Raw genomic sequence first — 25,679 nt, 5'->3', positions numbered from 1 at the left:
TGCCGCGTCAAAGCCGCGGCATATCGCAAAGCTCACATCGCAACGTCATATTGCAAGATCACGAGCCGCAAAGATCGAAGTAACCGACCAGCGCCATGTTCCATCTGATCTTCTCTTCGCTCGACAACTTCGTCTGTGCCGCGCAGACGTTGCTGTACGTCAATGTGGTGCAGCCGCTGCTGTTCCACTTCGATCTGATGGACTACGACGAAGACACTTACGACAGCCTTTACTGGGTGATCGTGGGTGTGCTCGAGGTGCTGGCCATGTACGCGGTGCTGCGGCCGCTCGAGTCGCTGCGGCCAGTCGAGCAGTGGGAGAACCGCAAGGCAGTGCGCGTCGACGTGATCTACACGTGGATCGCCAAGCTCGGCATCCTGAACCTGTTCTTCTTCTTCGCGCTGCAGCCGTTTTTCGACAACGTTCAGGCGTGGCTGCGTCTGCATAACATCTCCAATATCGAGTTCGACAACCTCTGGCCGGGCGTTACGACGCAACCGCTCGTAACGTTCGTCATGTACCTGCTCGCGCTCGATTTCGCCGGTTACTGGTATCACCGCTGGCAGCACCGCATCGGCGTGTGGTGGGAGTTGCACGCGGTGCACCACAGCCAGCAGCAGATGTCGCTGTGGGCCGACGACCGCAACCATCTGCTCGACGACCTGCTGCAGGCGTCGTTCTTCGCGATCATTGCGCTTGTGATCGGCGTGCCGCCGTCGCAGTTCGTCGTGCTCGTCGCGATTACGAATCTTGCGCAGAGCGTCCAGCACGCCAACATCCGCCTGTACTTCGGCTGGCTCGGCGAGCGCCTGCTGGTCAGCCCGACGTTTCATAGGCGCCATCATGCAATCGGCTACGGTCATGAAGGCCTGAAATACGGCTGCAACTTCGGCGTGCTGTTTCCGTGGTGGGACATGCTGTTTCGCAGCGTGTCGTGGAGCCGCGACATGGAGCCCACCGGCATCAGCGACCAGTTGCAGGGCCGCGGGTACGGCGAAGGCTTCTGGGCGCAGCACTGGCTCGCCTTCGTGCGCATCGGCCGGCGCCTGTCCGCCCGGCGCCGCAACGAGAGCGGTGCGAACGCGGTCTGAACCCGGCTGACTCCCTTTCTTCGTGCGCTACCGGTCTCCCCGGTGGCCCGTCGCGTGGTTTATGCTGTCCACGTTTGCGCGCGGTCCGAGTTCAATGGCCGCCGTGTCGCTTTCTTTATTTCATCGTTGCATTCACCGGCACCCGCTCGCATGAATGACCTTTTGCGCTCGTTCGGGCGCGCGCTCGCAAGCGCGCTCCACCCGCGCATGCTCTGGCTGACCTTCATGCCGTTCTTCGCGGCAACGGTCGGGTGGGGCGTGATCCTGTGGTTTTCCTGGCAGACGCTGATCGGCGCGACCCGCACCTGGCTCGAGAGCTGGTCGTTTACCGTCACGCTTTACCATCTGTTCGACTCGCTCGGATTTTCGGCGCTGCACGCGGCCATTGCGCCGTTCCTCGTGATTGCGATGACGATCCCGCTCATTGTCGTCACCGTCTTGCTGCTGATCGCGACGCTGTCGATGCCGGCCGTCATCCGCTTTCTGGCGACACGCCAGTTCGCCGGCCTCGAAATGCGCCGCGGCGGAACGTGGTACGGTAGCCTCGGCCAGGCGCTGTGGACGACGCTGGTATGTCTCGTGCTGCTGATCGTGACGCTGCCGCTATGGCTCGTGCCGCCGTTTTTCGCGTTGATTCCGCCGCTGCTGTGGGGCTGGCTGACGTACCGGGTGATGAGCTACGACGCGCTTGCGCTGCACGCCACGCGCGATGAGCGGCGCGCGCTGGTGCGGCGCTTTCGCTTGCCGCTCCTGCTGATTGGCGTCGCGAGCGGCCTACTGGGGTCGCTGCCGACGTTGCTGTGGGCGTCGTCGGTTTGGCTGGTCGTGCTGTTTCCGGTCATGACCGCGGTGACGATCTGGATTTACGCGTTCATCCTCGTGTTTTCGGCGCTGTGGTTCGGCTACTACTGTCTGCGGGCGCTGCAGCGCATGCGGGCGGACGAGGCTGGCGGAGTCCGGCAGACGGCCCCCATTCCTTATTGATCAACGAACGAGACAACCAAAGAGGCGGCAATGGCATTTGGCGTCATCATCATCGGCGATGAAATCCTGTCGGGCAGGCGCATCGACAAGCATTTGCCGAAAGTCATCGAATTGCTCGGCGCGCGCGGACTGTCGCTTGGCTGGGCAGAGTACATCGGCGACGACCCCCAGCGCATCACCGCGACGCTGCGGCGTACTTTCGAGTCGGGCGACATCGTCTTTTCCACCGGCGGCATCGGCGCGACGCCCGACGACCACACACGTCAATGCGCGGCGGCCGCGCTAGGGGTGCCGCTGCAACTGCATCCGCAAGCGCAGAAGCTGATTCAGGAGCGTATCCGCGACATGTATCCGGCGACGGCCCCTGCGCCGCTCGACCTGAACTCGCCTGAGAATCTGCATCGGCTGAACATGGGTACGTATCCGCAAGGCGCGGAGATCATCCCCAACGGCTACAACAAGATTCCCGGCTTTTCGATTCGCGGGCACTACTTCGTGCCGGGCTTTCCGGTCATGGCATGGCCGATGATCGAATGGGTGCTCGACACGCACTACGCGCATCTGCACCACGCAATGCCGCACGCGGAAAAGTCGCTGCTGGTTTTCGAATTGCCCGAGTCGCGTGTCACGCCGCTGATGGAAAAGATCGAGCAGGATTTCCCGGGCGTGCGGGTGTTCAGTCTGCCGAGCGTGGGCGACGCCGAACGCGGCGGCGTCTATGCGCGCCATCACATCGACCTGGGCGTGAAAGGCGAGCCGGAAGCGGTCGCCGCGGCGTTCGTCAAGCTGCGCGAGGGTGTGCATCTGCTCGGCGGCGATATCGTCGAGCACGAGACTGCGGCGGCAAAGCCGCGCGCCTGAGCGACGTCTGATCGCCGAGCCTGATCGCTGAGGGTGATCGCCGAGGGTGATCGCCGAGGGTGATCGCCGGGAGCGATCACTGAGGCTAACCGCTGACCCGGTAAGCGCTGCGAGCGCGGTTGCGAAGGGAGGGAGCGGCCCGCGACACGCCTTGCCGGCTCCCAGCTCGCTCAAGCCGTCACGCGCCGATCCACGGCAGGCCGCGAAAGCACCAGCCTGACACGGTCTTGCGATGCCCCTGGCCGTCCTTGTCGCCTTCGAATCCTTCCAGCAGGTCGTACGCCTTGGAGAAGCCGGCTTGGGCGGCGGCGACCGCGGCGAGCTTCGAGCGCGCGGCACTGCGGCACAGAAACAGCACCGGCGTATCGGGCGACGCTACTTCGCTCAGTTGATGCAGAAATCCCTGATTCGGTACGGCGCCAGGATAGCGCGTCCATTCGACGTGCGCGTATTGTCCGTCGCCGATCACCGGCCGGCCGACCCAGTCGAGTTCGGCACGCGTGCGCACATCCACGAGACGCGCGCGCGGGTCGAGTTGCAGTAGCTCGAACGCCTCGGCCGGCGAGAGTGCGCCGGCATACGGCAACTGGTTTTCCGTGCGGCGTTTCTCGGCTTGCGAGTACAGCTGTTCCAGTGTGCTCATGGCTTGGTCTCCTTCCTGAAACGACCATTCTAGCGCGGCGTTTTGGGCGCGCGCGGCATTCGCAAGCGGGGGCGAGACGCCGCAACGCGCTCCCCCGTGACAGCCCCAAACTGGTGCAGAATTAGCGTGATGCACCACGATAAACGGCCCGACAGCGCCTGCCGCCAAAAACGCCCCATTTTGGTGCTCAAGACGCCTCACCGATATAAGGGCTGCATACGCGTCGGTGCGCGAATTCCCCGCTGACGCGCGCGCAGCGCGCCTGCGCGCCGTATTGGCGCACACATGGCACGATTGCTGCTTTGTTCGTCCCGATCGATCTGCGACGGCTAATCTTCACATTCGCTCTTCACAATACAGGGGTGGACGCGCCGGGACGGGTCAGCTAGATTGGGCGGCGGCTGAATCCGCCGAATTCGTTAATCAGGAGATAGGTTATGAGTAAATCCGTGGCCGACGTCGTTCAACTCGTCAAGGACGAAGACGTCAAGTTTGTCGACTTCCGTTTCACCGACACGCGCGGCAAAGAGCAACACGTTTCGGTGCCGGTGTCGGCATTCGATGAAGACAAGTTCGAAAGCGGCCATGCGTTTGACGGTTCGTCGATTGCCGGTTGGAAGGGCATCGAAGCATCGGACATGTTGCTGGTCCCGGACGCGAATACGGCCTTCATCGACCCGTTCTATGAAGAGTCCACTCTGGTGCTGACCTGCGACGTCGTCGAACCGGCGGACGGCAAGGGCTATGAGCGCGACCCGCGCTCGCTCGCCAAGCGTGCCGAAGCCTATCTGAAGAGCTCGGGTCTCGGCGACACGGCCTTCTTCGGTCCGGAACCGGAATTCTTCATTTTCGACTCCGTCCAGTGGAACACGGACCAGTCGGGCTGCTTCGTCAAGATCGGTTCGGAAGAAGCACCGTGGTCGTCGTCGAAGGAATTCGAAGGCGGCAACACCGGTCACCGTCCGGGCACGAAGGGCGGCTATTTCCCGGTCGCTCCGGTCGACACGTTCCAGGACATCCGCTCGGAAATGTGTCTGCTGCTCGAGCAGATCGGCATTCCGGTCGAAGTGCATCACCACGAAGTCGCGGGCCAGGGCCAGAATGAAATCGGCACCAAGTTCTCGACGCTGGTGCAACGCGCCGACTGGCTGCAGCAGATGAAGTACATCATCCAGAACGTCGCGCACACGTATGGCAAGACGGCTACGTTCATGCCGAAGCCGATCGTCGGCGATAACGGTTCGGGCATGCACGTTCACCAGTCGATCTGGAAGGACGGCCAGAACCTGTTCGCGGGCAACGGCTACGCAGGTCTGTCGGAATTCGCGCTGTTCTACATCGGCGGCATCATCAAGCATGCTCGCGCGCTGAACGCGATCACGAATCCGTCGACGAACTCGTACAAGCGTCTCGTGCCGCACTTCGAAGCACCGGTCAAGCTGGCTTACTCGGCACGCAACCGTTCGGCATCGATCCGCATTCCGCACGTGAGCAACCCGAAGGGCCGCCGTATCGAAACGCGCTTCCCGGATCCGATGGCCAATCCGTACCTGTGCTTCTCCGCGCTCATGATGGCGGGTCTGGACGGCGTGCAGAACAAGATTCATCCGGGCGAAGCAGCCGACAAGAACCTGTACGACCTGCCGCCGGAAGAGGATGCAAAGATCCCGACCGTGTGCGCCGGCCTGGATCAGGCTCTGGACGCGCTGGACGGCGACCGCGAATTCCTGACGCGCGGTGGCGTGTTCACGGATTCGATGCTCGACGCGTACATCGAACTGAAGACGAACGAGCTGCAGCGTTATCGTCAGTCGGTGCACCCGATCGAATTCGAAATGTACTACTCGCTGTAAGCGGCAATGGCGCTTCGCCCTTCGAACGGCGAAGCGCGTTGTCCGACGCTCGCGATCGGTCACGAAGGGACGGCGGCGCCGTCCCTTTTTCGTTAGACCGGGCGCAGGGTTTGCCACCATCTCCTATCGGCCAGACTGCAAGATGGTTCTAAAGAATCTGATCAAGACGAGAAAAGGGCACGTAGAGACGCTGTCGGACGATGCACAGCTGGTCGCCTCCGGACTGTTGCCGGGCCTCGAGGCACTGCCGACCGTCGTGCTGATACTCGAGAAGCGCACGCTGCGTGTGGCGTTCGCGAATCCGTCGGCGGAGTCGATGCTCGAGCTTTCGCGCAAGCAGCTCACGCAGATGGCGTGGCCGGACATCTTCTCGAACGCGGACGAACTGGTCGCGACCATCACTGCGATTGCCGCCCACCGTTTTCACGCGACGCATGTGGACGCCGTTCTCGAGCGGCCCGGCCACGAGCCGCTGCACGTGCATGCGATCGTCGGCTTTATGGAAAGCGCGCAAGACTATGTGCTGCTCGAACTGTTCGAGAACGAGCGGCATTTGCGCACCGACCGCGAGGAGCGCATCAACGACCTCACGGCGGTCAACAAGCAACTCATTCGCAACCTCGCGCACGAAATCAAGAATCCGCTCGGCGGCATTCGCGGCGCGGCGCAGTTGCTCGAATTCGAACTCGGCGAGCGTCAGCGCGACGAGTTACGCGAGTACACGCAAGTCATCATCAAGGAATCGGACCGCCTGCAAACGCTAGTCGATCGTTTGCTCGAGCCGCACCGTCATCCGCATATCGTCGGCGACGTGAACATTCACGAAGTATGCGAGCGCGTGCGTCAGGTGATTCTCGCGGAGTTTCCCCGCGGCCTCACGATCGAACGCGATTACGACGTGAGCGTGCCGGACCTGCGCGGCGACAAGGAGCAACTGATCCAGGCGCTGCTGAATATCGTGCGCAATGCCGCTGAAGCTTTGCGCGAACGCATCTCGCAAGGCGATGCGCGCATCGAATTGCGCACGCGCATCGCGCGCAAGATCACGATCTCGAAACGTTTATGTAAGTTGGCACTGGACTTGCATATCATCGACAACGGTCCGGGCATTCCCGAGGATATCCGTGACCGTATTTTCTATCCTCTCGTATCGGGGCGCGAGGACGGCAGCGGTCTCGGCCTGACGCTCGCGCAGACGTTCGTACAACAACACGACGGCCTGATCGAAGTGGAAAGCCGGCCCGGCCACACCGAGTTTCAGATTCTGCTGCCGCTCGACTACTGACACGCTTCTGCACACCGCAAGCATCTCAAGACTTCTGACAGACCTATATGAAGCCGATCTGGATAGTAGACGACGATCAATCGATTCGCTGGGTGCTCGAAAAAGCGCTCGCTCGCGAAAACTTCGCGACGCGCAGCTTCGCGAATGTGCGCGAGGCGTCGGCGGCGCTCGATCACGAAAGCCCGCAGGTGCTGGTGTCCGATATCCGGATGCCGGGAGGCTCCGGCCTCGAATTGCTGCAAACCGTGCGTGACAAGGTACCGGGCTTGCCGGTCATCATCATGACGGCGTTCTCCGATCTCGACAGCGCGGTCGCCGCGTTCCAGGGCGGCGCGTTCGAATATCTCGCGAAGCCGTTCGACGTCGACAAGGCGGTCGAGCTGATCCGCCGCGCGGTGGACGAAAGCATGCGCGGCGAACAGACGTGGGACGAGCGCGTCGCCGATGCACCTGAAATGCTCGGCCAGGCGCCCGCGATGCAGGACATGTTTCGCGCGATCGGCCGTCTGTCCCATTCTGCGGCAACCGTGCTCATTACGGGCGAATCAGGCACCGGAAAGGAACTGGTCGCGCGTGCGCTGCACCGACATAGCCCACGCGCGAACGGTCCCTTCATTGCACTGAACACCGCGGCGATTCCAAAAGATCTGTTGGAATCCGAACTATTCGGTCATGAGCGCGGCGCGTTCACCGGCGCGCAGGCGATGCGCCAGGGCCGCTTCGAGCAGGCCGAGAACGGCACGCTGTTTCTCGACGAGATCGGCGATATGCCGTTCGATTTGCAGACGCGTCTGTTGCGTGTGCTGTCCGATGGCCAGTTCTATCGGGTCGGCGGCCACAATCCGTTGCGTGCGAATGTGCGCGTGATCGCGGCGACGCACCAGAATCTTGAATCGCGCGTACGTCAAGGGCTATTCCGCGAAGATCTGTATCACCGCCTCAATGTGATTCGCCTGCGTTTGCCGGCGTTGCGCGAGCGCAGCGAAGACATTCCGCTGCTCACGCGGCACTTTCTGCAAAAGAGCGCGCGCGATCTCGGCGTGGAGCCGAAGCGCGTGTCGGAAGAGGCGCTTGCTTATCTCGCGTCGCTGCCGTTTCCGGGCAATGTGCGGCAGTTGGAGAATCTTGCCAACTGGCTCACGGTGATGGCGCCCGCGCAGACCATCGAGAGCAAGGACTTGCCGCCGGATCTCGGTCCCGCGCAAGCCGGTGCGACGGATCTGGGCGGCGGTGGCGGTGCGGTGATCGGCACTGCGGACGCGAGCCTTGCGGCGACTGCTCCGCTAAACGCCGGGAGCTCCGCGGTGCATCCCGCTGCGGCGGGCGGCATGCCGGTCGCGTCGCCTGTCAGCGCATGGGAAGGCGGCTTGCGCACGGAAGTCGCGCGCATGTTGCGCGAGAATTCGGCGGATGTGATGGACGAACTCGCGCGCCGTTTCGAAGCAGCGGTGATTCGCGAGGCGCTCGACTTCACGCGCGGGCGCAAGGTCGAGGCGGCGGAGCGTCTTGGCATCGGCCGCAACACGATTACGCGCAAGATTCAGGAGTTGAATCTCGAGCCCTGATGGGGGCTCATACGGACGCGGCGGGCCGGGCTTGAGTTGTTGCTCTGGCGCAGCCGCCGCCCCGCCGCGCCCGACGCACACGACGCCTCAAGGCATAATCAACGCTGTTTCCATCCAACAGCCCACGATGCCTTCCGCTTCCGCCGTTCTTTCTCCCTGGCCGCTTTCCCCCGATCCGTTCCTCTGGCTCGAAGCGCTCGACGACCCCAAAGCCCTGGCATGGGTCGAACAGCAGAATGCCCGGACGCGCGCCGCGTGGTGCAGCGGCGCGCCATTCGAGACGCTGCGGCAACGGCTCGCCGATGCCTACTTGCCGCGCGAACGTCCGGTCATTCCGGACAGATGGAAAGAGTGGGCGTACGACCTGTGGCAGGACGAGCGCAATCCCAAAGGCCTGTGGCGGCGCACGACGTGGGCGGCTTGGCGCAGCGGCAAGCCTGAATGGCAGAACCTGATCGATTTCGACGCGCTGGGCGAGGCCGAAGGCACGCCGTGGGTGTGCGTCGAGCTGGACATTCTTTATCCCGATGGCGACCGCGCGTTGATCACGATGTCGCCGGGCGGCTCCGACGCACTCGTGGTGCGCGAGTTCGACATCGACGCGCGCCGTTTCATCGACGATGGTTTTGCGATCCCGAAGGCCGGCAAGCACACGGCATCGTGGATCGACCGCGATACGCTTTACGTCGGCTGGGACAATGGACGCAAGAGCCTCACGCGCTCCGGCTATCCGCGCGAGGTGCGGCGCTGGACGCGCGGCACGGCGCTCGCCGACGCGCCCGTGGTGTTCAGGGGCGCGTATAGCGACATCGGCGTGGAAGCGCACTACGATCCGGTGGAAAAGCGGCACACGGTGGTGAGCAGCGTCGATTTCTTCGACTCGCATACGTACTACCTCGACACTGTAAATGGCGCCTCTGTGCCCGCCGATGCCTGGCGTCGTTACGACGTGCCGTCGCATGTCGCGGTCAGCGGCTGGCAGGGCTGGCTGCTGCTCGAGCCACGCCTCGACTGGCATTGCAACGATGTGGTGTACGCCGGCGGCGCATTGCTGGCGATCCGCGAAGACGCGTTCCTGCGCGGCGAGCGCGAGGTCACGCCTCTGTTCATTCCGACTTCGCAGACCTCCGCGTGCGAGTGGACGCATACGCGCAACCAGCTCATCGTCTCGTATCTGGAAGACGTGCAGAACAAGACCTTGCTGTTTGCGCCGACACAATCCGTCGATCAGACATGGCAGTGGCATAAGCGCGTCTTCCCGTCGCGCGAGGACGGGCAGGCCGACGTCTCGCCAGTGGAGTCGACGCTGAACGACGAAGTGTTCGTCGATACCGACGACTATCTGCAGCCGCCCGCGTACTGGCTGACCGATCTCGCGCGCGACGATCTCAACGACTGGGAGTTGCTCGACCGCTGGCCGACGCAATTCGACGCGACGCGATTCACGGTGACGCGCGGCCATGCCGTTTCGGCGGACGGCACACGCGTGCCTTACACGGTGATCGGACCGCGCGACGTGCAAGCCGCTGGGCGCGCGAATCACCCTGAACCGGCGGCCACCGTGCAGCGCGCGCGGCCGTGCCTGCTGAGCGGGTATGGCGGATTCGCGATTCCTCTGCTGCCGAGCTATCTGACGGGGCAGGGCATCGGCTGGCTCGAGCGCGGAGGCGTGTATGTGGTCGCGCACATTCGCGGCGGCGGCGAGTTCGGCACGCGCTGGCATACGGCGGCGCAAGTCGAACACCGGCAGCGCGCGTTCGACGATTTCATCGCGGTGGCCGAAGCGCTCGTCGCAAGCGGCGTGACCAGCGCCGCGCAACTCGGCATCCAGGGCGGCAGCAACGGCGGCCTGCTCGTGGCGGCGTGCATGGTGCAGCGTCCGGAGCTGTTCGGCGCCGTGGTCTGCGAGGTGCCGCTGCTCGACATGAGCCGCTACCACCTGTTGCATGCCGGCGCATCATGGATCGACGAATACGGCGATCCCGACGATCCCGACGACGCGCGTGTGCTCGCCGCTTACTCGCCATATCACCGCGTGTCGGCGGGGGTGAAATATCCGCCGGTGCTGTTCGCGACGTCGACCGCCGACGATCGCGTGCATCCCGGCCATGCGCGCAAGATGGCCGCGCGCATGCAGGCGCTCGGCGTGGACAACGTGTGGTATCGCGAGAACACCGAAGGCGGTCACGGCGGCTCCGACGAACTGGAGCAGGCCGAGCATGATGCGATGGTGTTCGGGTTTTTGTGGGAGACGCTGGGCGCTTCGGCCTGAGGTCTATCAGCCGAGCAGCGCGACGACCGGAGCGTGGTCCGACGGCTGGTCCCATTTGCGCGGCACCTTGTCGACTTCGCATGACGTGCAGGTTTCGGCGAGCGGCCTGGACAGCAGAATATGGTCGATGCGCAGACCCGCGTTGCGGCGAAACGCCATCATCCGGTAGTCCCACCACGAGTAGATTTTCTCGGGCTGCTCGAACTGACGGAACGCGTCGACAAGACCCAGTTCGGTCAAGCGCACGAACTCGGCGCGTTCTTCCGGCGACACGAGGTTCTGGCCTTCCCACGCCTTCGGATCATGCACGTCGCGATCGTCCGGTGCGATGTTGTAGTCGCCTAGCAGCGCGAGCTTCGGATAGAGCGCCATCTCGCTTCTGACCCAGTCGTGCAGCGCAGCGAGCCAGCGCAGCTTGTACGCGAACTTGTCGGTGCCGGGTGCCTGGCCATTCGGGAAATACGCGGAAATGATGCGCACACCGTCGACGGTTGCGGCCACCACGCGCTGCTGCAAATCCTCAAAGCCCGGAATGTTTCGCACGATGCTGGTTTCATCCACGCTGATCCCTTCGCGCACGAGAATGCCGACGCCGTTGTACGTCTTCTGGCCCGCGAACCAGCTCCGGTAGCCTTTTTCTGCCAGCTCTGCACGCGGAAACTTCTCGTCGGGCAGTTTCAGTTCCTGAAGGCACAGCACGTCGGTGCGGCTTGTTTCGAGCCAGTCGATCACATGCTGTTGGCGGACTTTGAGCGAATTGACGTTCCAGGTAGCGATTTTCACGGGAAATTCTCGGGCTGAATGGCGCAGGAGCCGTAGCTTACCAGCGTGCATGCGCAGGGGACTATTTTCGCGCGGCAAAGGCGCGCACGGCGAACCGAAAATAAAAAGCCGGTGCGCGCCGTGCGCAGCGTATAGTAGGGATCACACTCACAGTTTGACTACTCAGGCACCGGCGTGCAGCGGAGGGCATCATGGCTCGAACCTACCCAGATATTTATAAGGACTTCGAAGTGCACCCGCTGGTTTTCTCGCGGGAGTTCGGCAAATTCGACGGTCACAAGCGTGATGCGGAAGGCTATGACGTCGCGGTGCGCGTCTGCCGGCCGGGCGCGATCAGCGGTTCGAAGGCGAGCCGCGTGTTTCGTCTCGTGCTGCCTGTCACGTTCGCGGATTTCGGCGTGGCGAAACGCAGCGCGAGCCAGTATGGTGCGGACATTATCGACGGCAAGGTCGAGGGCGCGACGGTTCAGGATCTTTGATCGCGCCGGTGCAGGCTTGCGTGCTTCGCGCGGAATTCGTGTGCGATTGTTTGACGTTTTGCCAACGTCCCTATACAATCTCTTTTCTCTGACGCGGGGTGGAGCAGTCTGGCAGCTCGTCGGGCTCATAACCCGAAGGTCACAGGTTCAAATCCTGTCCCCGCAACCAAGCATTGTTAAAAGCCCGCTGGCGCAAGCCAGGCGGGCCTTTTAATTTGCGGCGCGAGAATTGACGCCGCGTGCTGTGGTCACTATCAGCAAGCACATCATTCACTCACCTTCAATCGCCCACTCCACAGCCGCTTGCGCATGCAACGCCGTGGTATCAAAAACGGGCAGCGCCGAATGTTCCGGCTTGATCAGCAACGTGATTTCGGTGCAACCGAGAATCACCGCCTGCGCACCGCGGGCACGCAGCGATTCGATCACACGTTGATACACCTCGCGCGATTCGCTGTTCACATTGCCGTGACACAGCTCGTCGTAAATGATGCGATGCACGTCGGCGCGTTCCGCTTCATCCGGCACCAGCGTATCCAGGCCGTAGCGCTCGCGTAGCCGGCCCGTGTAGAACGCCTGCTCCATCGTATAGCGCGTGCCGAGCAAGCCGACCCGCTCGACGCCCGCCGCGCACAACGCATTGCCGGTCGGATCGGCGATATGCAGAAACGGCACGTTGATGGCCCGTTCAATCGATTCATACACGCGATGCATGGTGTTGGTGGCAAGCATCACGAGCTGCGCACCGCCGCGCTCGAGTTGACGCGCCGCATCGGCCATCTGCACGCCGAGTGCGTCCCAGTCGCCCGCGCGCTGATTCGCTTCGATCGGCGCAAAGTCTACGGTGAGCATGAGGCTGCGCGCGTTGTGATGGCCGCCAAGGCGCGCCTTCGCGTGACGATTGAGCAGCCTGTAGTACTCGGCGGACGACTCCCAACTCATTCCGCCGATCACACCTATCGTTTTCATCTGCGCGCTCCCGAATGAATAAATGTGTAAGAGTCAGCCGAGTATAGGTGCGCCGCAGCGCGCGTTGCCGATACGGATTTTGCGCTGCCGGCCAGTACGGAAATCCCGATTAAATTCGGCGCAGAAACGCCGCACAAAAGCCCGCACCGGCTTTCTGGCACCGATAGAATCGTCATCACTCACGACACCAGAAGCCCACAAAAAAGGAGCGGGATATGGACCTGATCATCCGCCGCGCGATGCTGCCGCCACGCCTCGCGCCGCAAACGAGACATGCGGTCGACATCGGCATCGAAGCGGGGCGCATCGTTGCTGTGGAGGCCAATCTGGCCGCGGTCGCGCGCGAGGAAATCGACGCCGCGGGCTCGCTCGTCACGCCGCCCTTTGTCGATCCGCATTTCCATATGGACGCCACGCTGTCCTACGGTTTGCCGCGTGTGAACGCGTCGGGCACCCTGCTCGAAGGCATTGCGCTGTGGGGCGAACTGAAGCCGCAACTCACGCAGGAGGCGCTGATCGAACGCGCGCTCCAGTACTGCGACTGGGCCGTTGCGCGCGGGTTGCTGGCGATCCGCAGTCACGTCGACGTGTGCGATCCGCGCTTACTCGCCGTCGAGGCGCTCATCGAAGTGAAGCGCCGCGTGGCGCCGTATCTCGACCTGCAACTCGTGGCCTTTCCGCAAGACGGCGTGCTGCGTAGTCCGGGTGCTTTTGAGAACCTCAAGCGCTCCATCGCAATGGGCGTCGACGTGGTCGGCGGCATTCCGCATTTCGAACGCACCATGGCCGACGGCGCGCAATCCGTGCGGATGCTGTGCGAATTTGCGGCGGAGCAGGGCTTGCGCGTGGACATGCATTGCGACGAGTCCGACGATCCGCTGTCGCGACACATCGAAACGCTCGCAGCCGAAACGCTGCGCCTCGGCTTGCAGGGACGCGTCACAGGTTCGCATCTCACGTCGATGCATTCCATGGACAACTACTACGTCAGCAAGCTGTTGCCGCTGATGCGCGAATCCGGCGTGTCCGCCATCGCGAATCCGCTCATCAACATCACGTTGCAGGGACGCAGCGACACGTATCCAAAGCGGCGTGGCATGACTCGCGTGCCGGAGATGATTGCGGCAGGCATCAACGTCGCGTTCGGCCACGATTGCGTGATGGACCCGTGGTACAGCCTCGGCTCGGGGGACATGCTCGAGGTCGCGCACATGGGCTTGCACGTCGCGCAGATGACGGGCGTTCAAGGCATGCACGATTGCTTCGACGCGGTCACGGTGAACGGCGCGCGCATTCTCGGTCTGGACGACTACGGCGTCGCGCCGGGCTGCGCCGCCAACCTCGTGCTGCTCGATGCGGGCGATCCCGTCGAGGCGATTCGCCTGCGCGCGGCGCGCCTTGCGGTGATAAGCCGCGGCAAAGTGGTGAGCCGCGCACCGGCGGCGCGCGCCGCCTTGTCGCTGGAAGGGCGTCCTGCGGAGGTGGATTTCAAGCTGCATCGCGATTGACTGCTGCACGCAGCGGCCAACGGATCACCGATAGAAAACAAAAAGCCGGCGCCCGCTCGCGCGGAACACCGGCTTTCTTCTATCAGCGCTGGAACACGAGAACCAACGCCTCGCGTTCTCTCAACGCGTCGTTGCAAGCTATCAATGCGCCGCGCCAGGCGCCATGCCGTTATGCCGCAGCAACGCGTCGATATTCGGCTCGCGTCCGCGGAATGCCTTGAACGATTCCATCGCCGGGCGGCTGCCGCCCACTTCCAGAATCTCCTTGCGATAACGCATGCCGGTCGTCTGGTCGAGCACGCTGCCGCTCGCCGACTGCGCGGCTTCCTCGAATGCCGCGTAGGCGTCCGCGGATAGCACTTCGGCCCACTTGTAGCTGTAGTAGCCGGCCGCATAGCCGCCCGCGAAAATATGGCTGAAGGTGTTCGGCCAACGCGAGAAGGGCGCTTGCGGCACGACGTGGAAGCGCTCGTTGATCTCGCTCGCAAGCTGCGTGGCGTTCTTCGTGCCGCTCGCGTCGAAGCCGGTATGCAACTGCATGTCGAACATCGAGAAGACAATCTGCCGCAAAGTGCCGAGACCGCTCTGGAAATTCTTTGCGGCCAGCATCTTGTCGAACAGTTCGCGCGGCAGCGGCTGTGCGGTTTCGACATGCGACGTCATGTCGGAGAGCACGTCCCACTCCCAGCAGAAGTTCTCCATGAACTGCGACGGCAACTCGACCGCGTCCCACTCGACACCGTTGATGCCGGACACGCCAAGCTCATCGACACGCGTGAGCATGTGATGCAGCCCATGGCCGAATTCGTGGAAGAGCGTAATCACTTCGTCGTGCGTGAAGCAGGCCGGCTTGCCGCCGACCGGCGCCGAAAAGTTGCAGGTCAGATACGCCACCGGCGTTTGCACGCCGCCGTGCGTGTGCTTGTGACGGCCACGCGCGTCGTCCATCCACGCGCCGCCGCGCTTGCCTTCGCGTGCGTACAGGTCGAGATAGAACCGCGCGACGAGGCCGCCGTCCTGATTCTCGACGCGGAAAAAGCGCACGTCCGGATGCCACACGGCCGCCTGATCGCGGCGAATGCGCACGCCGAAGAGCGTCTCCGTGACCTTGAAAAGGCCTTTGAACACCGCGTCTTCCGGAAAGTACTGCTTGACTTCGTTTTCGGAGAACGAATAACGCTTCTGACGCAGGCGCTCGGCGGCAAACGTCATGTCCCACGGTTGCAGGTCGGCAAGGCCGAGCTCGCCTGCTGCGAATTCGCGCAGCTCTTTCCAGTCCTGCTCCGCGTGCGGACGCGCGCGCGTGGCGAGATCTTCCAGGAAAGTCATCACCTGTTCCGGCGATTCGGCCATTTTCGGCGCGAGCGAAACTTCGGCGAAGTTCTTATAGCCGAGCATCTGCGCTTCTTCCGCGCGCAGCTTCAACTGCTCGGCGAGCACGGACGTGTTGTCCCATTCGGGCTTGCCGTTGCCGTATTGCGGACCGAGTTCGGAGGCGCGCGTCACATACGCGCGGTACATTGCCTCGCGCATCGGACGGTTTTCGGAGTACTGCATGACCGGGAAATAGGACGGGAAATGCAGCGTGAATTTATAGCCGGTCTTGCTTTCGCGCTCGGCCGCTTCTTTCGCGGCTTCGATCACGTCTTCGGGCAGGCCGGCGAGTTCCGCCTCGTTGCCGGCTTCGACGAAATACGCATAAGCGTTGGTCGCGTCGAGCACGTGATCGGAAAACGCCTTCGACAACGCCGCCTGGCGTTCCTGCAATTCGGCGAAACGCGGCTTCTGGTCTTCGGGCAGTTCGGCACCGGACAAGCGGAAGTCGCGTAGCGCGTTGCTGAGAATCTTCTTGCGCTCGCTCGTGAGCGAAGCGAATTCGTCGCTGGCATTGAGCGCCTTGTACTTCTCGTATAGCGCAAGGTTTTGTCCGACGCTCGACCAGAATTCGGTGACGCGCGGCAGATTTTCGCCATATACGGCGCGCAGTTCCGGCGTATCCGCGACGGCGTTCAGGTGGCCGACCACGCTCCACGCGCGCGACAACGGTTCGGTGGCGCGCTCGACGGGTTCGACGACATCGGCCCACGAAGCGGGCGTCATCGGCTCGGCCGCGCGCCCGACGGCGGCTGCGGCATCGGCGAGCAGCACGTCGAGCGCGGGCGTGACGTGTTCGGGGCGGATTTCGCCAAAGCGCGGCAGGTCGGAGAAATCGAGGAGCGGATTGTCGTGATTGGAGACGGTAGTGGACATGAGGCTTCCTGTCTGACGCGGGTGAACGGGTATTCGGTACTTTAACCGGTGCTCGGTGCGGCGCGCGCGGTCGCGCCATCTTGCACCTGACACGGACATTATTGGGGCACGGCATGCCGATTCCAATCGTCGGCATACAAATTACCAGATGTGGCGGCCCACGGCGCTTCTGTGCGAAAGCGAACGGTGCGAAATGGTGCCGCGCCGCATCCTGACGTGTCTCTCGCCCGATTGCCGGGTGATCGCACAGCAACTGAAGCGGCGCTTTGCAATGCTTCCCGACGCTTTTCTGCCTGAGGTATCGATGTACCCGCTTTCGCACGCTCTATCGCGCAACGGCAACAACTTCGACCTGGTGCGGCTCATGGCCGCCGTGTCTGTCGTATATGGCCATTCGTATCTTCTGCAGGCGCCGGACGGCACGAGCGACTGGGTCGAAAACGCACTCGGTTTCGACGGCTTCGGCGCGCTCGGCGTCTATGCGTTCTTCCTCTTGAGCGGCATGCTCGTGACTGCGAGTTTCGACCGTCAACGCTCGGTGCCGCGCTTTGCGGTGTTGCGCATCGCGCGCCTTTGGCCGGCGGTCGCGCTCGGCTCGCTGGTGACGGTGTTCGTCGTCGGGCCGCTGTTCACGACGCTGCCGCTGCGCGAGTATTTCAGTTCCGCCATGACGTGGTCGAACCTCGACAACTTCTCCACCATCGTGATGAAAACCGGCTGGGCGTTGCCGGGCGTCTTCGAGCACAACCGCTTTGCCGTCTCCGTGTGCGGTCCGCTGTGGACGCTGCCGCTCGAAGTGCGCTGCTATCTGATCGTGCTCGTGACCGGCATGCTCGGGCTGCTGTCGAGCCCGCGCGGTGCGGCGCTGGCGGCGGCGCTAGGCATTGCCGCCTTCGTGTTGCGCGTGCATTTGCCGCCTCATCTGACGCCGCATTCCCTGCCGCTCGTGCAGATCGGGTTGCGCGATTTCAGCGAGACACCCGGCGGCTATTCGTTCTGGCCGGAGCCGTTCTTCATGCTCGGCATGCTGCTGTATGGCTTGTGCGAGCGCATCAGCATCAACGGTCTGGCCGCGCTCGCGTTCACGATGGTGTTTCTGGTGTTCCGCGATACGGCGGGCGCGCAACCGCTGTTCTATCTGGCTTTCGTGTACGGCGTGCTGTGGGTCGGGACGACACCGCTGTTGCGGCGGTTCGTGCCGCGCCATGACTACTCGTATGGGATCTATCTGTATGGCTTCATGGTGCAGCAATGCGTGGCCAATATCGCGCCGCAGTTGAGCCATGTGACGGCGGTTCTGATCGCCGCGCCGGTGATCCTGCTTTGTGCGGCTGTGTCGTGGCACTGTGTCGAGCGGCCGGTGCTGATGTGGTGCCGTGGGCGTCTTGCACGCCGGCGGGCGGCGCTGGCTGAAGCGCCGTCTATAGCGGAGCGGGGCGCGCGTCAAACCGTTCGCTGAAGAGGCAGCGAGCGGTCGATTCGAACCGCCATGAGTGTGAGACGAGAGGTGCGGGAGCGACGCCGACTCTTGCAATCCGTAGGTGTTTGGACAAGCGCACGCGGATGCCGAAGCAGCGGTAGAAGCGGTAGAAGCGGAAGCGGTAGCAGCCGATTGAGTGGCGGGTCAAGCAGCAGCGTGTGAAGCCGATTGCGTAGCGAGTTGAAAGCGCCGGGCTAGCAGGTGCCCAGCGCTTTCCTTTTTCGTGTTAGCCCTTCTTCGCTGCCTCGCGCTCGGCGGCTTCGATCGTATTGACGAGCAGCATGGTGATGGTCATCGGGCCGACGCCGCCCGGAACCGGCGTGATGTATCCGGCCACGTCCTTCACGCCCGGGAAATCCACGTCGCCGCACAGCTTGCCCGCCTCGTCGCGATTCATGCCGACGTCGATCACGGCCGCGCCCGGCTTCACCATGTCTGCGGTGAGAATGTTGCGCAGACCGGTGGCCGCCACCACGATGTCGGCGTTGCGCGTATGCGCGGCCAGATCGCGCGTCTTGCTGTGGCAGATCGTGACGGTTGCGCCCGCTTCGAGCAGCAGCAGTGCCATCGGCTTGCCGACGATGTTCGAGCGGCCGATCACCACAGCGTTCGCACCTTGCAGCGGAATTTCATAAGCGGCGAGCATTTTCATCACGCCGTACGGCGTGCATGGGCGGAACAGCGGCTGGCCGGTCAGCAGCGCGCCGGCATTGGCGACGTGAAAACCGTCCACGTCCTTTTCCGGCGCGATTGCCTCGATCACCTTGTGACTGTCGATATGCGGCGGCAGCGGCAGCTGCACGAGAATGCCGTGAATGCGCGGGTCGCGATTGAGCTCGTCGATGCGCTCGAGCAGCTCCGCTTCCGGCAGGTCCGCCGGATAACGGTCGAGCGACGAACCAAGACCGTTGTCGTGGCACGCCTTCACCTTGTTGCGCACGTAGACTTCGCTGGCCGGATTGTCGCCGACCAGCACGACGGCTAGCCCCGGCTGATGGCCGCTGGCGGTCAGGGCGGCGGCGCGCGCGGCGACGTCGGCGCGCAGTGTCTTGGAGAGGGCGAGGCCGTCGATCAATTTGGCAGTCATGGTCGGTCGAGAGGGGCAGTGTGGTAAGCGGAGCAGCGCGCGTGACGTGCACGATGGCGTTTTTCAGCAGCAACGGGTCGGCACACGAAAAGCGCGCGACGCCAATTGGCGATAGGCGTCGCTGCAAAGTCCGTCATTATACCGGCGCAAGCGGCGAGGCCCATGACGTCCGCGTCGCCGGACGTGTGGCGCCGCTGCTTGGGGGCGGAAGAAATAGCGGGAAGATCCGGACTAGGAGCCGGTAAGAGGCCGGTAAGAGGCCGGTAAGAGGCGGGTAAGAGGCTGGTAAGAAGCCGGACTGCGCAGTCCGGCCGGTCGTGCGCGGCGCGCCGCGGCGAATGCCGCGCGCGCCGCCGGCGCTTATTGCGCCGGTTGCGGCTTGTTGGACAGCGCGAGTCGCAGCAGGTCGGCGACCGTGTTGACGTTGAGCTTTTCCATGATGTTGGCGCGGTGCGCTTCGACTGTCTTGATGCTGATGCCGAGGTCGTCGGCGATCTGCTTGTTCAGGCGGCCCGCGATGATGCGCTCGAGCACCTGATGCTCGCGCGCGGTGAGCTTGCCGAGACGCTCGGCGGCCGCGCGCTGCTGCTGCACACTGGTGCTTTCGCTGCGCGCCTTGTCGAGCATGCGCTCCACGAGCTTGCGCAGTTCGGCTTCGTCGAACGGCTTTTCGATGAAGTCCATCGCGCCTTTTTTCATCGTGGACACGGCCATCGGCACGTCGCCATGACCGGTCACGAAGATGATCGGCAGCGACGCATTGTCGGCGATCAGGCGTTCCTGCAGTTCCAGTCCGCTCATGCCGGACATCCGCACATCGAGAATCAGGCAGGCGATCTGGCCCGGATGCTGATGCGGCTGCCATGCGTCGATAAACTGCTCGGCGCTGGAGAAGCACTGCACGCGGTAGCCGTTCGCCTCCAGCAGCCAGCGCAGCGAATCTCGCACGGCCTCGTCGTCGTCGACGACAAAGACAGTTTCCTGTGTGGTGACTGGGCTGTTCATAGCTCTCCCGTAACGGTTTGTGGTGTCGGCGCCTCGGACCCGCCGTTGCTCGGGCCGTCAGGCTCTCCAATAGGCAGACTGCAGTGGAACGTGGCGCCTGTGATGTGGCCGTCGGATTCGACGTTGTTGACCACCCACAGACGACCGCGGTGCGATTCGATAATCGAACGGCAAATGTTCAGCCCCATGCCCATGCCGTCGGACTTGGTGCTGTAAAACGGTTCGAACAGCCGCTCGGCCGTTGCTTCGTCGACGCCCGGCCCCTGGTCGACCACGCTGATGCAGACAAAGCCGCTTTCCAGCCGCACGACCACGCGGATCACCGGATCGACTGCATTGGGCCGCGCTTCGGCCATTGCCTCGGCGGCGTTCTTCAACAGGTTGACCAGCACCTGCTCGATCAGCACCGGGTCGACATAAATCACCGGCAGCCGCGAGCGCATGTCCGTGACGATGCGAATGCGCCGCTTCCGCGCCTCGATTTCGGCGAGACCCACGGCGTCCGCGACGATGTCCGAGACGCGCGTAGCCTGACGCTTTGGCTCGCTGCGTTTCACGAACTCGCGGATGCGCTTGATGATCATGCCCGCGCGCACCGCCTGCTGGGCGGTTTTTTCGAGCACCGGCAGCAGATTGTCAGGCGTTGTCCGACCCGATTTAACCAGTGCAACGGTTCCGGAGCAATAGTTGTTGATCGCGGCGAGGGGCTGATTGAGCTCGTGCGCGAGCGACGAGGCCATCTCGCCCATCGTCATCAGGCGGCTCGTGAATTGCAGCTTTTCGTCCTGCTGGCGGGACAGTTCCTGCGCCTGCTTGCGCGTGGTGATGTCGGTTGCGATCTGCATCTGCGCGAGGTGGCCGTCCACCCACTGAATGTACTGACGGCGCACTTCGAACCACTTCTGGATGCTTTCTACATAGACTTCCTGCGCGTCGGCCGTGCTCTCTGTCAACGCGGCGGCGGGCAGCCCGGCGTACGTGTCCACCATGTCGATCGAATCCGACGACGCCTGCGTGCTGTCGAACCCGCCGCCAGCCAGTTCCAGATGGCCGTCCGGGCGAATGCCGAACAGGTGCCGGTAATAGCGGTTGGCGAACAGGAGTTCGGCCTCGTCGGCGGCGAGCACGGATACCGCGGCGTCCAGACTCTCGAGCACGGTAGTGAAGCGCTCGTGCGCGGCAGCGAGTTCCTCGCGCGCGCGCTTCGGCTCGGTGATGTCGGTCATCGAGGACATCCAGCCGGTCTGACGGCCCGAGCTGTCGATCAGCGGCGACACATAGAGGCGCGCATGGAACATGGAGCCGTCCTTGCGGCGCACCCGCAATTCGAAGCCTGACGAGGGCGCCTTGCCGCGCAGCGTCATGTCGAGCTGGCGCTGCATTTCCGGATAGGCGTCGCGCGGCCAGTAGGCGAAGGGCGCCGTCTTGCCGACGAGGTCGCTTTCGTCCCAGCCGGTCATGCGGCAGAACGCCGGATTCACGTGAGTGATGCGGCCATGCATGTCGAGCACGCGCATGCCGATCAGCACGGAATTTTCCATTGCGCGGCGGAAAAACGCTTCCGCATAGAGCGCCTGCTGCGCCTCGAAGCGCTGCCGCGTGTGCTTCCACAGGCTCCACAGACTCCACAGCACGAAGCACGACAGACCCGCGACCAACCACACCAGCGTGTTGTTGGTGAAGTTGGTCATCTGCGGGAACGCGTAGACACGCACCGAGACGCCCTGGCCCGGCGGGTCGAGCGGCAGGTCGTAGAACATGTCGCGCGGCAGGCGCGGCCGCGTGGACGTGGTGGTCAGCTCGCGGTTGTTCGCGTCGATGATCGAGATCTTGTACTTGGCCGACAGCTCGGGCGGAATGTCGTGCTTGAGAATGCCTTCCACCGAAAACACGGCGGCAATCGAGCCGAGAAAGTCGCGGTCGCGGAAAACCGGTGTCTGCAATGTGATGTAGCCGTTGCCGACGTCGTCGTAGATGAGCGGCGAATACACCTGGCGGCGCGTGCTGCGCGCCTCGGCGAAGGCGGCTTTTACCGCTTCGTCCATTTGCGTGTCGTTGGGCTTGGCAAGACGCTGGCCGAACACGGGCAGCGCCGTATTGGGCCAGCGCGGCTGCTGCTGGCTCGTGTACCAGTTCATGTAGAGGATCTCGGGATGCCCCTGCATGATGTCCGTGGTGGACACCTGGAACGAATGCGGATCGGCATGGCCGGCGGCGAGGTCGCGCGCGAGCGCCTGGATCTGCTCCTGCGCCCCTGTCATGGAGAGGCGAATCTGCTGCTGCGCCCACGCGACGTTACGGTAAAGCGTGTCTTCCTGCTGTTGCTGCTCGCGGCGATTCAGACTCCACAGAATCAGGCTCATGACGACCAGAAACACCAGGATCGACAGAAGCGGCGTCAGCAAATAGGAATTGGACCACCATGGTCCATGGTGCCAGCGGGAGGACGGCGACGAATCCGCCGGCGAACCAGCGGTGCGCGCCGATCGAGCGAAAAGCCGTTCGGTCAACATGCGTGGCATTGTAGCGCAGCGCGTAGCTGGCAAATGGCGCAAAAAATCACGGATAGTCCCGTTAATCGGCGCACACTAGCCGACGTATCCACGCAAAGGCAGTCAAATCAGGTTGCGCCGCAGCAATTTTCCGCATTATGAGAACCGATCTCGTAATTCGAAAATTTTGTTGCGTGGACGTCGGGACCCTTATTACAATCGGCCGAAGCTGCCGCGGCCGTGCTTCGTCCGCGTCGTCTGTTCAAAGAGCGTTCCTCTATATCCAGGAGACGAGCATGTCCGCTGTACCCGACGAAGTCATGAAATATGTCGCCGCTGAAAAAGACGACGATCCCCAGGAAACCGGCGAATGGCTGGAAGCGCTGGATGGCGTGATTTCTGCTGTTGGCCCCGACCGTGCCCACTACCTGATCGAGAAGCAGATCGAGTTTGCCCGTGTGCACGGCGAACATCTGCCGTTCTCCGCCAACACCCCTTACATCAACACGATTCCCGTCGCGCGCCAGGCGAAAATCCCCGGTGACCAGGACATCGAGCACCGTATCCGTTCGTACACGCGCTGGAACGCCATCGCCATGGTGTTGCGCGCCGGCAAGGACACCAACGTCGGCGGCCACATCGCGTCGTTCGCGTCGGCCGCAACGCTGTATGACGTCGGCTTCAACCATTTCTGGCACGCACCGTCGCCCGAGCATGGCGGCGATCTCGTCTTCGTGCAGGGTCACTCGTCGCCGGGCGTCTACTCGCGCGCGTTCCTGCTCGGTCGCCTGACAGAGCAGCAGCTCGACAACTTCCGCCAGGAAGTGGGCGGCGAGGGCATCTCGTCGTATCCGCACCCTTGGCTGATGCCCGATTTCTGGCAGTTCCCGACCGTCTCGATGGGCCTCGGCCCGATCATGGCGATCTACCAGGCGCGCTTCATGAAGTACATGCAGGCGCGCGGCATCGCGAAGACCGAGGGCCGCAAGGTCTGGGCGTTCCTCGGCGACGGCGAAACGGACGAACCGGAATCGCTCGGGGCAATCGGCATGGCCGGCCGCGAACGGCTCGACAACCTCGTGTTCGTCATCAACTGCAACCTGCAGCGCCTCGACGGTCCGGTGCGCGGTAACGGCAAGATCATCCAGGAACTGGAAAGCGAATTCCGCGGCGCGGGCTGGAACGTCATCAAGGTTGTGTGGGGCAGCCGCTGGGACGCGCTGTTCCAGCGCGACAAGTCGGGCGCGCTGATGCGCCGCATGATGGAAGTCGTCGACGGCGAATACCAGACGTACAAGTCGGAGTCGGGCGCGTTCGTTCGTGAGCACTTCTTCAATACGCCGGAACTGAAGGCGCTGGTCGCCGACTGGTCGGATGAAGACGTGTGGAACCTGAACCGCGGCGGCCACGATCCGCACAAGATCTATGCGGCGTTCCACGAAGCCACGCAGGCGAAGGGCCAGCCGACCGTCATCCTCGCGAAGACGATCAAGGGCTACGGCATGGGCGAAGCCGGCCAGGCGATGAACATTACCCACCAGCAGAAGAAGATGCAGGTGGAGCAGCTGAAGAAATTCCGCGACCAGTTCCGTCTGCCGATTTCCGACGAAGACATCGTCAACGTGCCGTACATCAAGTTCGAAGAAGGTTCGAAGGAACTCGAGTACATGCGCGCTCGCCGCCAGGAACTGGGCGGCTATCTGCCGGCGCGCCGCCAGAAGGCGGAGTCGCTGCCGGTGCCGGAACTGTCGGCGTTCGAGCCGCTGCTCAAGGGCACGGGCGAAGGCCGCGAGATTTCCACGACCATGGCGTTCGTGCGGATCCTGAACATCCTGCTGAAGGACAAGGCGCTCGGCAAACGCGTCGTGCCGATCGTACCGGACGAGTCGCGTACGTTCGGCATGGAGGGTCTGTTCCGTCAGATCGGCATCTGGAATCAGGACGGCCAGAAGTACATTCCGGAAGATTCCGACCAGCTGATGTTCTACCGTGAGTCGGAAACCGGTCAGATTCTGCAGGAAGGTATCAACGAAGCCGGCGGCATGTCGGACTGGATCGCAGCGGCGACGTCGTACTCGACGCACGGCGAGATCATGATCCCGTTCTACATCTTCTATTCGATGTTCGGCTTCCAGCGCATTGGCGACCTCGCATGGGCCGCGGGCGACATGCGCTCGCGCGGCTTCCTGCTCGGCGGCACAGCGGGCCGCACGACGCTAAACGGCGAAGGTCTGCAACACGAAGACGGCCACTCGCTGCTGTGGGCGGCTTCCGTGCCGAACTGCATCAGCTACGACCCGACGTTCGGTTACGAACTCGCGGTCATCATGCAGGACGGCCTGCGCCGCATGGTCGCAGAGCAGGAAGATGTGTATTACTACATCACGGTGATGAACGAGAACTACGAGCACCCGGCGATCCCGCAGGGCGAGAGCGTAGCGGCCGACATCATCAAGGGCATGTACGCGTTCCGCAAAGCCGAAGCCGATAGCAAGGCGCCGCGCGTTCAGTTGATGGGCGCGGGCACGATCTTCAACGAAGTGATCGCCGCCGCCGACCTGCTGAAGAACGACTGGGGCGTCGCCGCGGACCTCTGGAGCGTGCCGAGCTTCACTGAACTCGCGCGCGAAGGCCACGAGGTGCAGCGCTGGAATCTGCTGCATCCGACGGAAGAGAAAAAGCTCTCGCACGTCGAGAAGCTGCTGAAGGACGCGCAAGGCCCGGTGATCGCATCGACCGATTACGTCCGCGCGCTCACCGAGCAGATCCGCGCATTCGTGCCGCAACGTTTCGTCGTGCTGGGCACGGACGGCTACGGCCGCTCGGACACGCGCGAGAAGCTGCGCCACTTTTTCGAAGTCGACCGCTACTGGGTCACGGTTGCCGCGTTGAATGCGCTGGCAGACGAAGGCACGATCGAACGCAAGGTGGTCGCCGAGGCGCTCAAGAAGTACAACCTCGATCCCGCCAAACCCAACCCGATGACCGTCTAAGGCATCATTCCCCGTGTGCCACGGCGTGCGCGCCTGCCCCTGACCGATTCCGATCGGCGCAGGCAGGCTGCGTGCGCGG

The 25,679-nt window shown here is 63.1% G+C and carries 18 protein-coding genes and 1 tRNA gene; 12 read left to right on the top strand and 7 right to left on the bottom strand.

Annotated features, from left to right (window positions below):
• Positions 1 to 95: 95 nt before the first annotated feature.
• The 3 genes from A3AC_RS0110505 to A3AC_RS0110495 all read left to right on the top strand — a co-directional run bounded on the left by A3AC_RS0110505 (position 96) and on the right by A3AC_RS0110495 (position 2,936).
• Positions 96 to 1,091 (top strand): sterol desaturase family protein, encoded by a 996-nt coding sequence (locus A3AC_RS0110505; protein ID WP_025598773.1) that lies wholly within the window; start codon positions 96 to 98, stop codon positions 1,089 to 1,091.
• Between the two features lie 150 nt (positions 1,092 to 1,241).
• Positions 1,242 to 2,075, top strand: coding sequence for an EI24 domain-containing protein (locus A3AC_RS0110500; protein ID WP_025598771.1), 834 nt, complete (start codon positions 1,242 to 1,244; stop codon positions 2,073 to 2,075).
• Positions 2,076 to 2,105: 30 nt separating this feature from the next.
• The gene (locus A3AC_RS0110495; protein ID WP_025598770.1) at positions 2,106 to 2,936 is read left to right on the top strand and encodes a competence/damage-inducible protein A; all 831 of its coding nucleotides are present in this window, start codon (positions 2,106 to 2,108) and stop codon (positions 2,934 to 2,936) included.
• 178 nt (positions 2,937 to 3,114) lie between these two features.
• Here A3AC_RS0110495 and A3AC_RS0110490 read toward each other — a convergent pair whose 3' ends face one another.
• Complete coding sequence (locus A3AC_RS0110490; RefSeq protein ID WP_025598769.1) at positions 3,115 to 3,579, bottom strand: rhodanese-like domain-containing protein; 465 nt, start codon at positions 3,577 to 3,579, stop codon at positions 3,115 to 3,117.
• 437 nt (positions 3,580 to 4,016) lie between these two features.
• Here A3AC_RS0110490 and glnA point away from each other — a divergent pair, with 437 nt between their 5' ends.
• From glnA to A3AC_RS0110470, 4 genes are all read left to right on the top strand, one after another.
• Complete coding sequence (glnA, locus tag A3AC_RS0110485) at positions 4,017 to 5,432, top strand: type I glutamate--ammonia ligase (RefSeq protein ID WP_020065477.1); 1,416 nt, start codon at positions 4,017 to 4,019, stop codon at positions 5,430 to 5,432.
• Between the two features lie 142 nt (positions 5,433 to 5,574).
• Positions 5,575 to 6,717, top strand: coding sequence for a nitrogen regulation protein NR(II) (gene glnL / locus A3AC_RS0110480; RefSeq protein WP_025598768.1), 1,143 nt, complete (start codon positions 5,575 to 5,577; stop codon positions 6,715 to 6,717).
• 47 nt (positions 6,718 to 6,764) lie between these two features.
• Positions 6,765 to 8,282 carry a nitrogen regulation protein NR(I) gene (gene ntrC / locus A3AC_RS0110475; protein ID WP_025598767.1) on the top strand — a complete coding sequence of 506 codons (1,518 nt, stop codon included), beginning with the start codon at positions 6,765 to 6,767 and terminating at the stop codon, positions 8,280 to 8,282.
• 127 nt (positions 8,283 to 8,409) lie between these two features.
• Positions 8,410 to 10,554 carry a prolyl oligopeptidase family serine peptidase gene (locus A3AC_RS0110470; protein ID WP_025598766.1) on the top strand — a complete coding sequence of 715 codons (2,145 nt, stop codon included), beginning with the start codon at positions 8,410 to 8,412 and terminating at the stop codon, positions 10,552 to 10,554.
• A 6-nt stretch (positions 10,555 to 10,560) separates the two neighbouring features.
• Here the strand turns inward: A3AC_RS0110470 and xth are convergent, their stop codons facing one another.
• Positions 10,561 to 11,337 (bottom strand): exodeoxyribonuclease III, encoded by a 777-nt coding sequence (gene xth, locus A3AC_RS0110465; RefSeq protein ID WP_025598765.1) that lies wholly within the window; start codon positions 11,335 to 11,337, stop codon positions 10,561 to 10,563.
• Between the two features lie 191 nt (positions 11,338 to 11,528).
• Here xth and A3AC_RS0110460 point away from each other — a divergent pair, with 191 nt between their 5' ends.
• Positions 11,529 to 11,816, top strand: coding sequence for a hypothetical protein (locus A3AC_RS0110460; RefSeq protein WP_025598764.1), 288 nt, complete (start codon positions 11,529 to 11,531; stop codon positions 11,814 to 11,816).
• Between the two features lie 92 nt (positions 11,817 to 11,908).
• A tRNA-Met gene (locus A3AC_RS0110455) sits at positions 11,909 to 11,985 on the top strand.
• A gap of 101 nt (positions 11,986 to 12,086) precedes the next feature.
• On the opposite strand, the gene A3AC_RS0110450 is transcribed toward A3AC_RS0110455, so the two are convergent.
• On the bottom strand, positions 12,087 to 12,785 hold the full coding sequence (locus A3AC_RS0110450) for an aspartate/glutamate racemase family protein (RefSeq protein ID WP_025598763.1): 699 nt from the start codon (positions 12,783 to 12,785) through the stop codon (positions 12,087 to 12,089).
• A gap of 215 nt (positions 12,786 to 13,000) precedes the next feature.
• On the opposite strand from A3AC_RS0110450, the gene A3AC_RS0110445 reads away from it, so the two are divergent.
• On the top strand, positions 13,001 to 14,293 hold the full coding sequence (locus tag A3AC_RS0110445; protein WP_025598762.1) for an amidohydrolase family protein: 1,293 nt from the start codon (positions 13,001 to 13,003) through the stop codon (positions 14,291 to 14,293).
• Between the two features lie 141 nt (positions 14,294 to 14,434).
• Here A3AC_RS0110445 and A3AC_RS0110440 read toward each other — a convergent pair whose 3' ends face one another.
• A complete protein-coding gene (locus A3AC_RS0110440; RefSeq protein ID WP_025598761.1) occupies positions 14,435 to 16,543 on the bottom strand; it encodes a M3 family metallopeptidase in 2,109 nt (702 codons plus the stop codon).
• Positions 16,544 to 16,847: 304 nt separating this feature from the next.
• Here A3AC_RS0110440 and A3AC_RS0110435 point away from each other — a divergent pair, with 304 nt between their 5' ends.
• On the top strand, positions 16,848 to 18,002 hold the full coding sequence (locus A3AC_RS0110435; protein ID WP_025598760.1) for an acyltransferase family protein: 1,155 nt from the start codon (positions 16,848 to 16,850) through the stop codon (positions 18,000 to 18,002).
• A gap of 247 nt (positions 18,003 to 18,249) precedes the next feature.
• On the opposite strand, the gene folD is transcribed toward A3AC_RS0110435, so the two are convergent.
• The 3 genes from folD to fixL form a co-directional block, all read right to left on the bottom strand.
• On the bottom strand, positions 18,250 to 19,110 hold the full coding sequence (folD, locus tag A3AC_RS0110430) for a bifunctional methylenetetrahydrofolate dehydrogenase/methenyltetrahydrofolate cyclohydrolase FolD (RefSeq protein ID WP_025598759.1): 861 nt from the start codon (positions 19,108 to 19,110) through the stop codon (positions 18,250 to 18,252).
• A 360-nt stretch (positions 19,111 to 19,470) separates the two neighbouring features.
• Positions 19,471 to 20,115: an oxygen response regulator transcription factor FixJ gene (fixJ, locus tag A3AC_RS0110425; protein WP_006051254.1), complete on the bottom strand. Its 645-nt coding sequence runs from the start codon at positions 20,113 to 20,115 to the stop codon at positions 19,471 to 19,473.
• Positions 20,112 to 22,628 (bottom strand): oxygen sensor histidine kinase FixL, encoded by a 2,517-nt coding sequence (fixL, locus tag A3AC_RS0110420; RefSeq protein ID WP_035475014.1) that lies wholly within the window; start codon positions 22,626 to 22,628, stop codon positions 20,112 to 20,114. The genes fixJ and fixL overlap by 4 nt, the downstream gene beginning before the upstream one ends.
• A gap of 275 nt (positions 22,629 to 22,903) precedes the next feature.
• Between fixL and aceE the strand changes: the two genes are divergently transcribed.
• Positions 22,904 to 25,600 (top strand): pyruvate dehydrogenase (acetyl-transferring), homodimeric type, encoded by a 2,697-nt coding sequence (gene aceE / locus A3AC_RS0110415; protein ID WP_025598757.1) that lies wholly within the window; start codon positions 22,904 to 22,906, stop codon positions 25,598 to 25,600.
• Positions 25,601 to 25,679 lie beyond the last annotated feature (79 nt).

Source organism: Burkholderia sp. WSM2230, assembly GCF_000472445.1.
Lineage (GTDB): Bacteria > Pseudomonadota > Gammaproteobacteria > Burkholderiales > Burkholderiaceae > Paraburkholderia.
This window is presented reverse-complemented; position numbering and strand designations above follow the sequence as displayed.

Coding starts and splice junctions, on each gene's coding strand:
- A3AC_RS0110505 (WP_025598773.1), top strand. CDS start 96: ATGTTCCATCTGATCTTCTCTTCGCTCGACAACTTCGTCTGTGCCGCG.
- A3AC_RS0110500 (WP_025598771.1), top strand. CDS start 1,242: ATGAATGACCTTTTGCGCTCGTTCGGGCGCGCGCTCGCAAGCGCGCTC.
- A3AC_RS0110495 (WP_025598770.1), top strand. CDS start 2,106: ATGGCATTTGGCGTCATCATCATCGGCGATGAAATCCTGTCGGGCAGG.
- A3AC_RS0110490 (WP_025598769.1), bottom strand. CDS start 3,579: ATGAGCACACTGGAACAGCTGTACTCGCAAGCCGAGAAACGCCGCACG.
- glnA (WP_020065477.1), top strand. CDS start 4,017: ATGAGTAAATCCGTGGCCGACGTCGTTCAACTCGTCAAGGACGAAGAC.
- glnL (WP_025598768.1), top strand. CDS start 5,575: ATGGTTCTAAAGAATCTGATCAAGACGAGAAAAGGGCACGTAGAGACG.
- ntrC (WP_025598767.1), top strand. CDS start 6,765: ATGAAGCCGATCTGGATAGTAGACGACGATCAATCGATTCGCTGGGTG.
- A3AC_RS0110470 (WP_025598766.1), top strand. CDS start 8,410: ATGCCTTCCGCTTCCGCCGTTCTTTCTCCCTGGCCGCTTTCCCCCGAT.
- A3AC_RS0110460 (WP_025598764.1), top strand. CDS start 11,529: ATGGCTCGAACCTACCCAGATATTTATAAGGACTTCGAAGTGCACCCG.
- A3AC_RS0110450 (WP_025598763.1), bottom strand. CDS start 12,785: ATGAAAACGATAGGTGTGATCGGCGGAATGAGTTGGGAGTCGTCCGCC.
- A3AC_RS0110445 (WP_025598762.1), top strand. CDS start 13,001: ATGGACCTGATCATCCGCCGCGCGATGCTGCCGCCACGCCTCGCGCCG.
- A3AC_RS0110440 (WP_025598761.1), bottom strand. CDS start 16,543: ATGTCCACTACCGTCTCCAATCACGACAATCCGCTCCTCGATTTCTCC.
- A3AC_RS0110435 (WP_025598760.1), top strand. CDS start 16,848: ATGTACCCGCTTTCGCACGCTCTATCGCGCAACGGCAACAACTTCGAC.
- folD (WP_025598759.1), bottom strand. CDS start 19,110: ATGACTGCCAAATTGATCGACGGCCTCGCCCTCTCCAAGACACTGCGC.
- fixJ (WP_006051254.1), bottom strand. CDS start 20,115: ATGAACAGCCCAGTCACCACACAGGAAACTGTCTTTGTCGTCGACGAC.
- fixL (WP_035475014.1), bottom strand. CDS start 22,628: ATGTTGACCGAACGGCTTTTCGCTCGATCGGCGCGCACCGCTGGTTCG.
- aceE (WP_025598757.1), top strand. CDS start 22,904: ATGTCCGCTGTACCCGACGAAGTCATGAAATATGTCGCCGCTGAAAAA.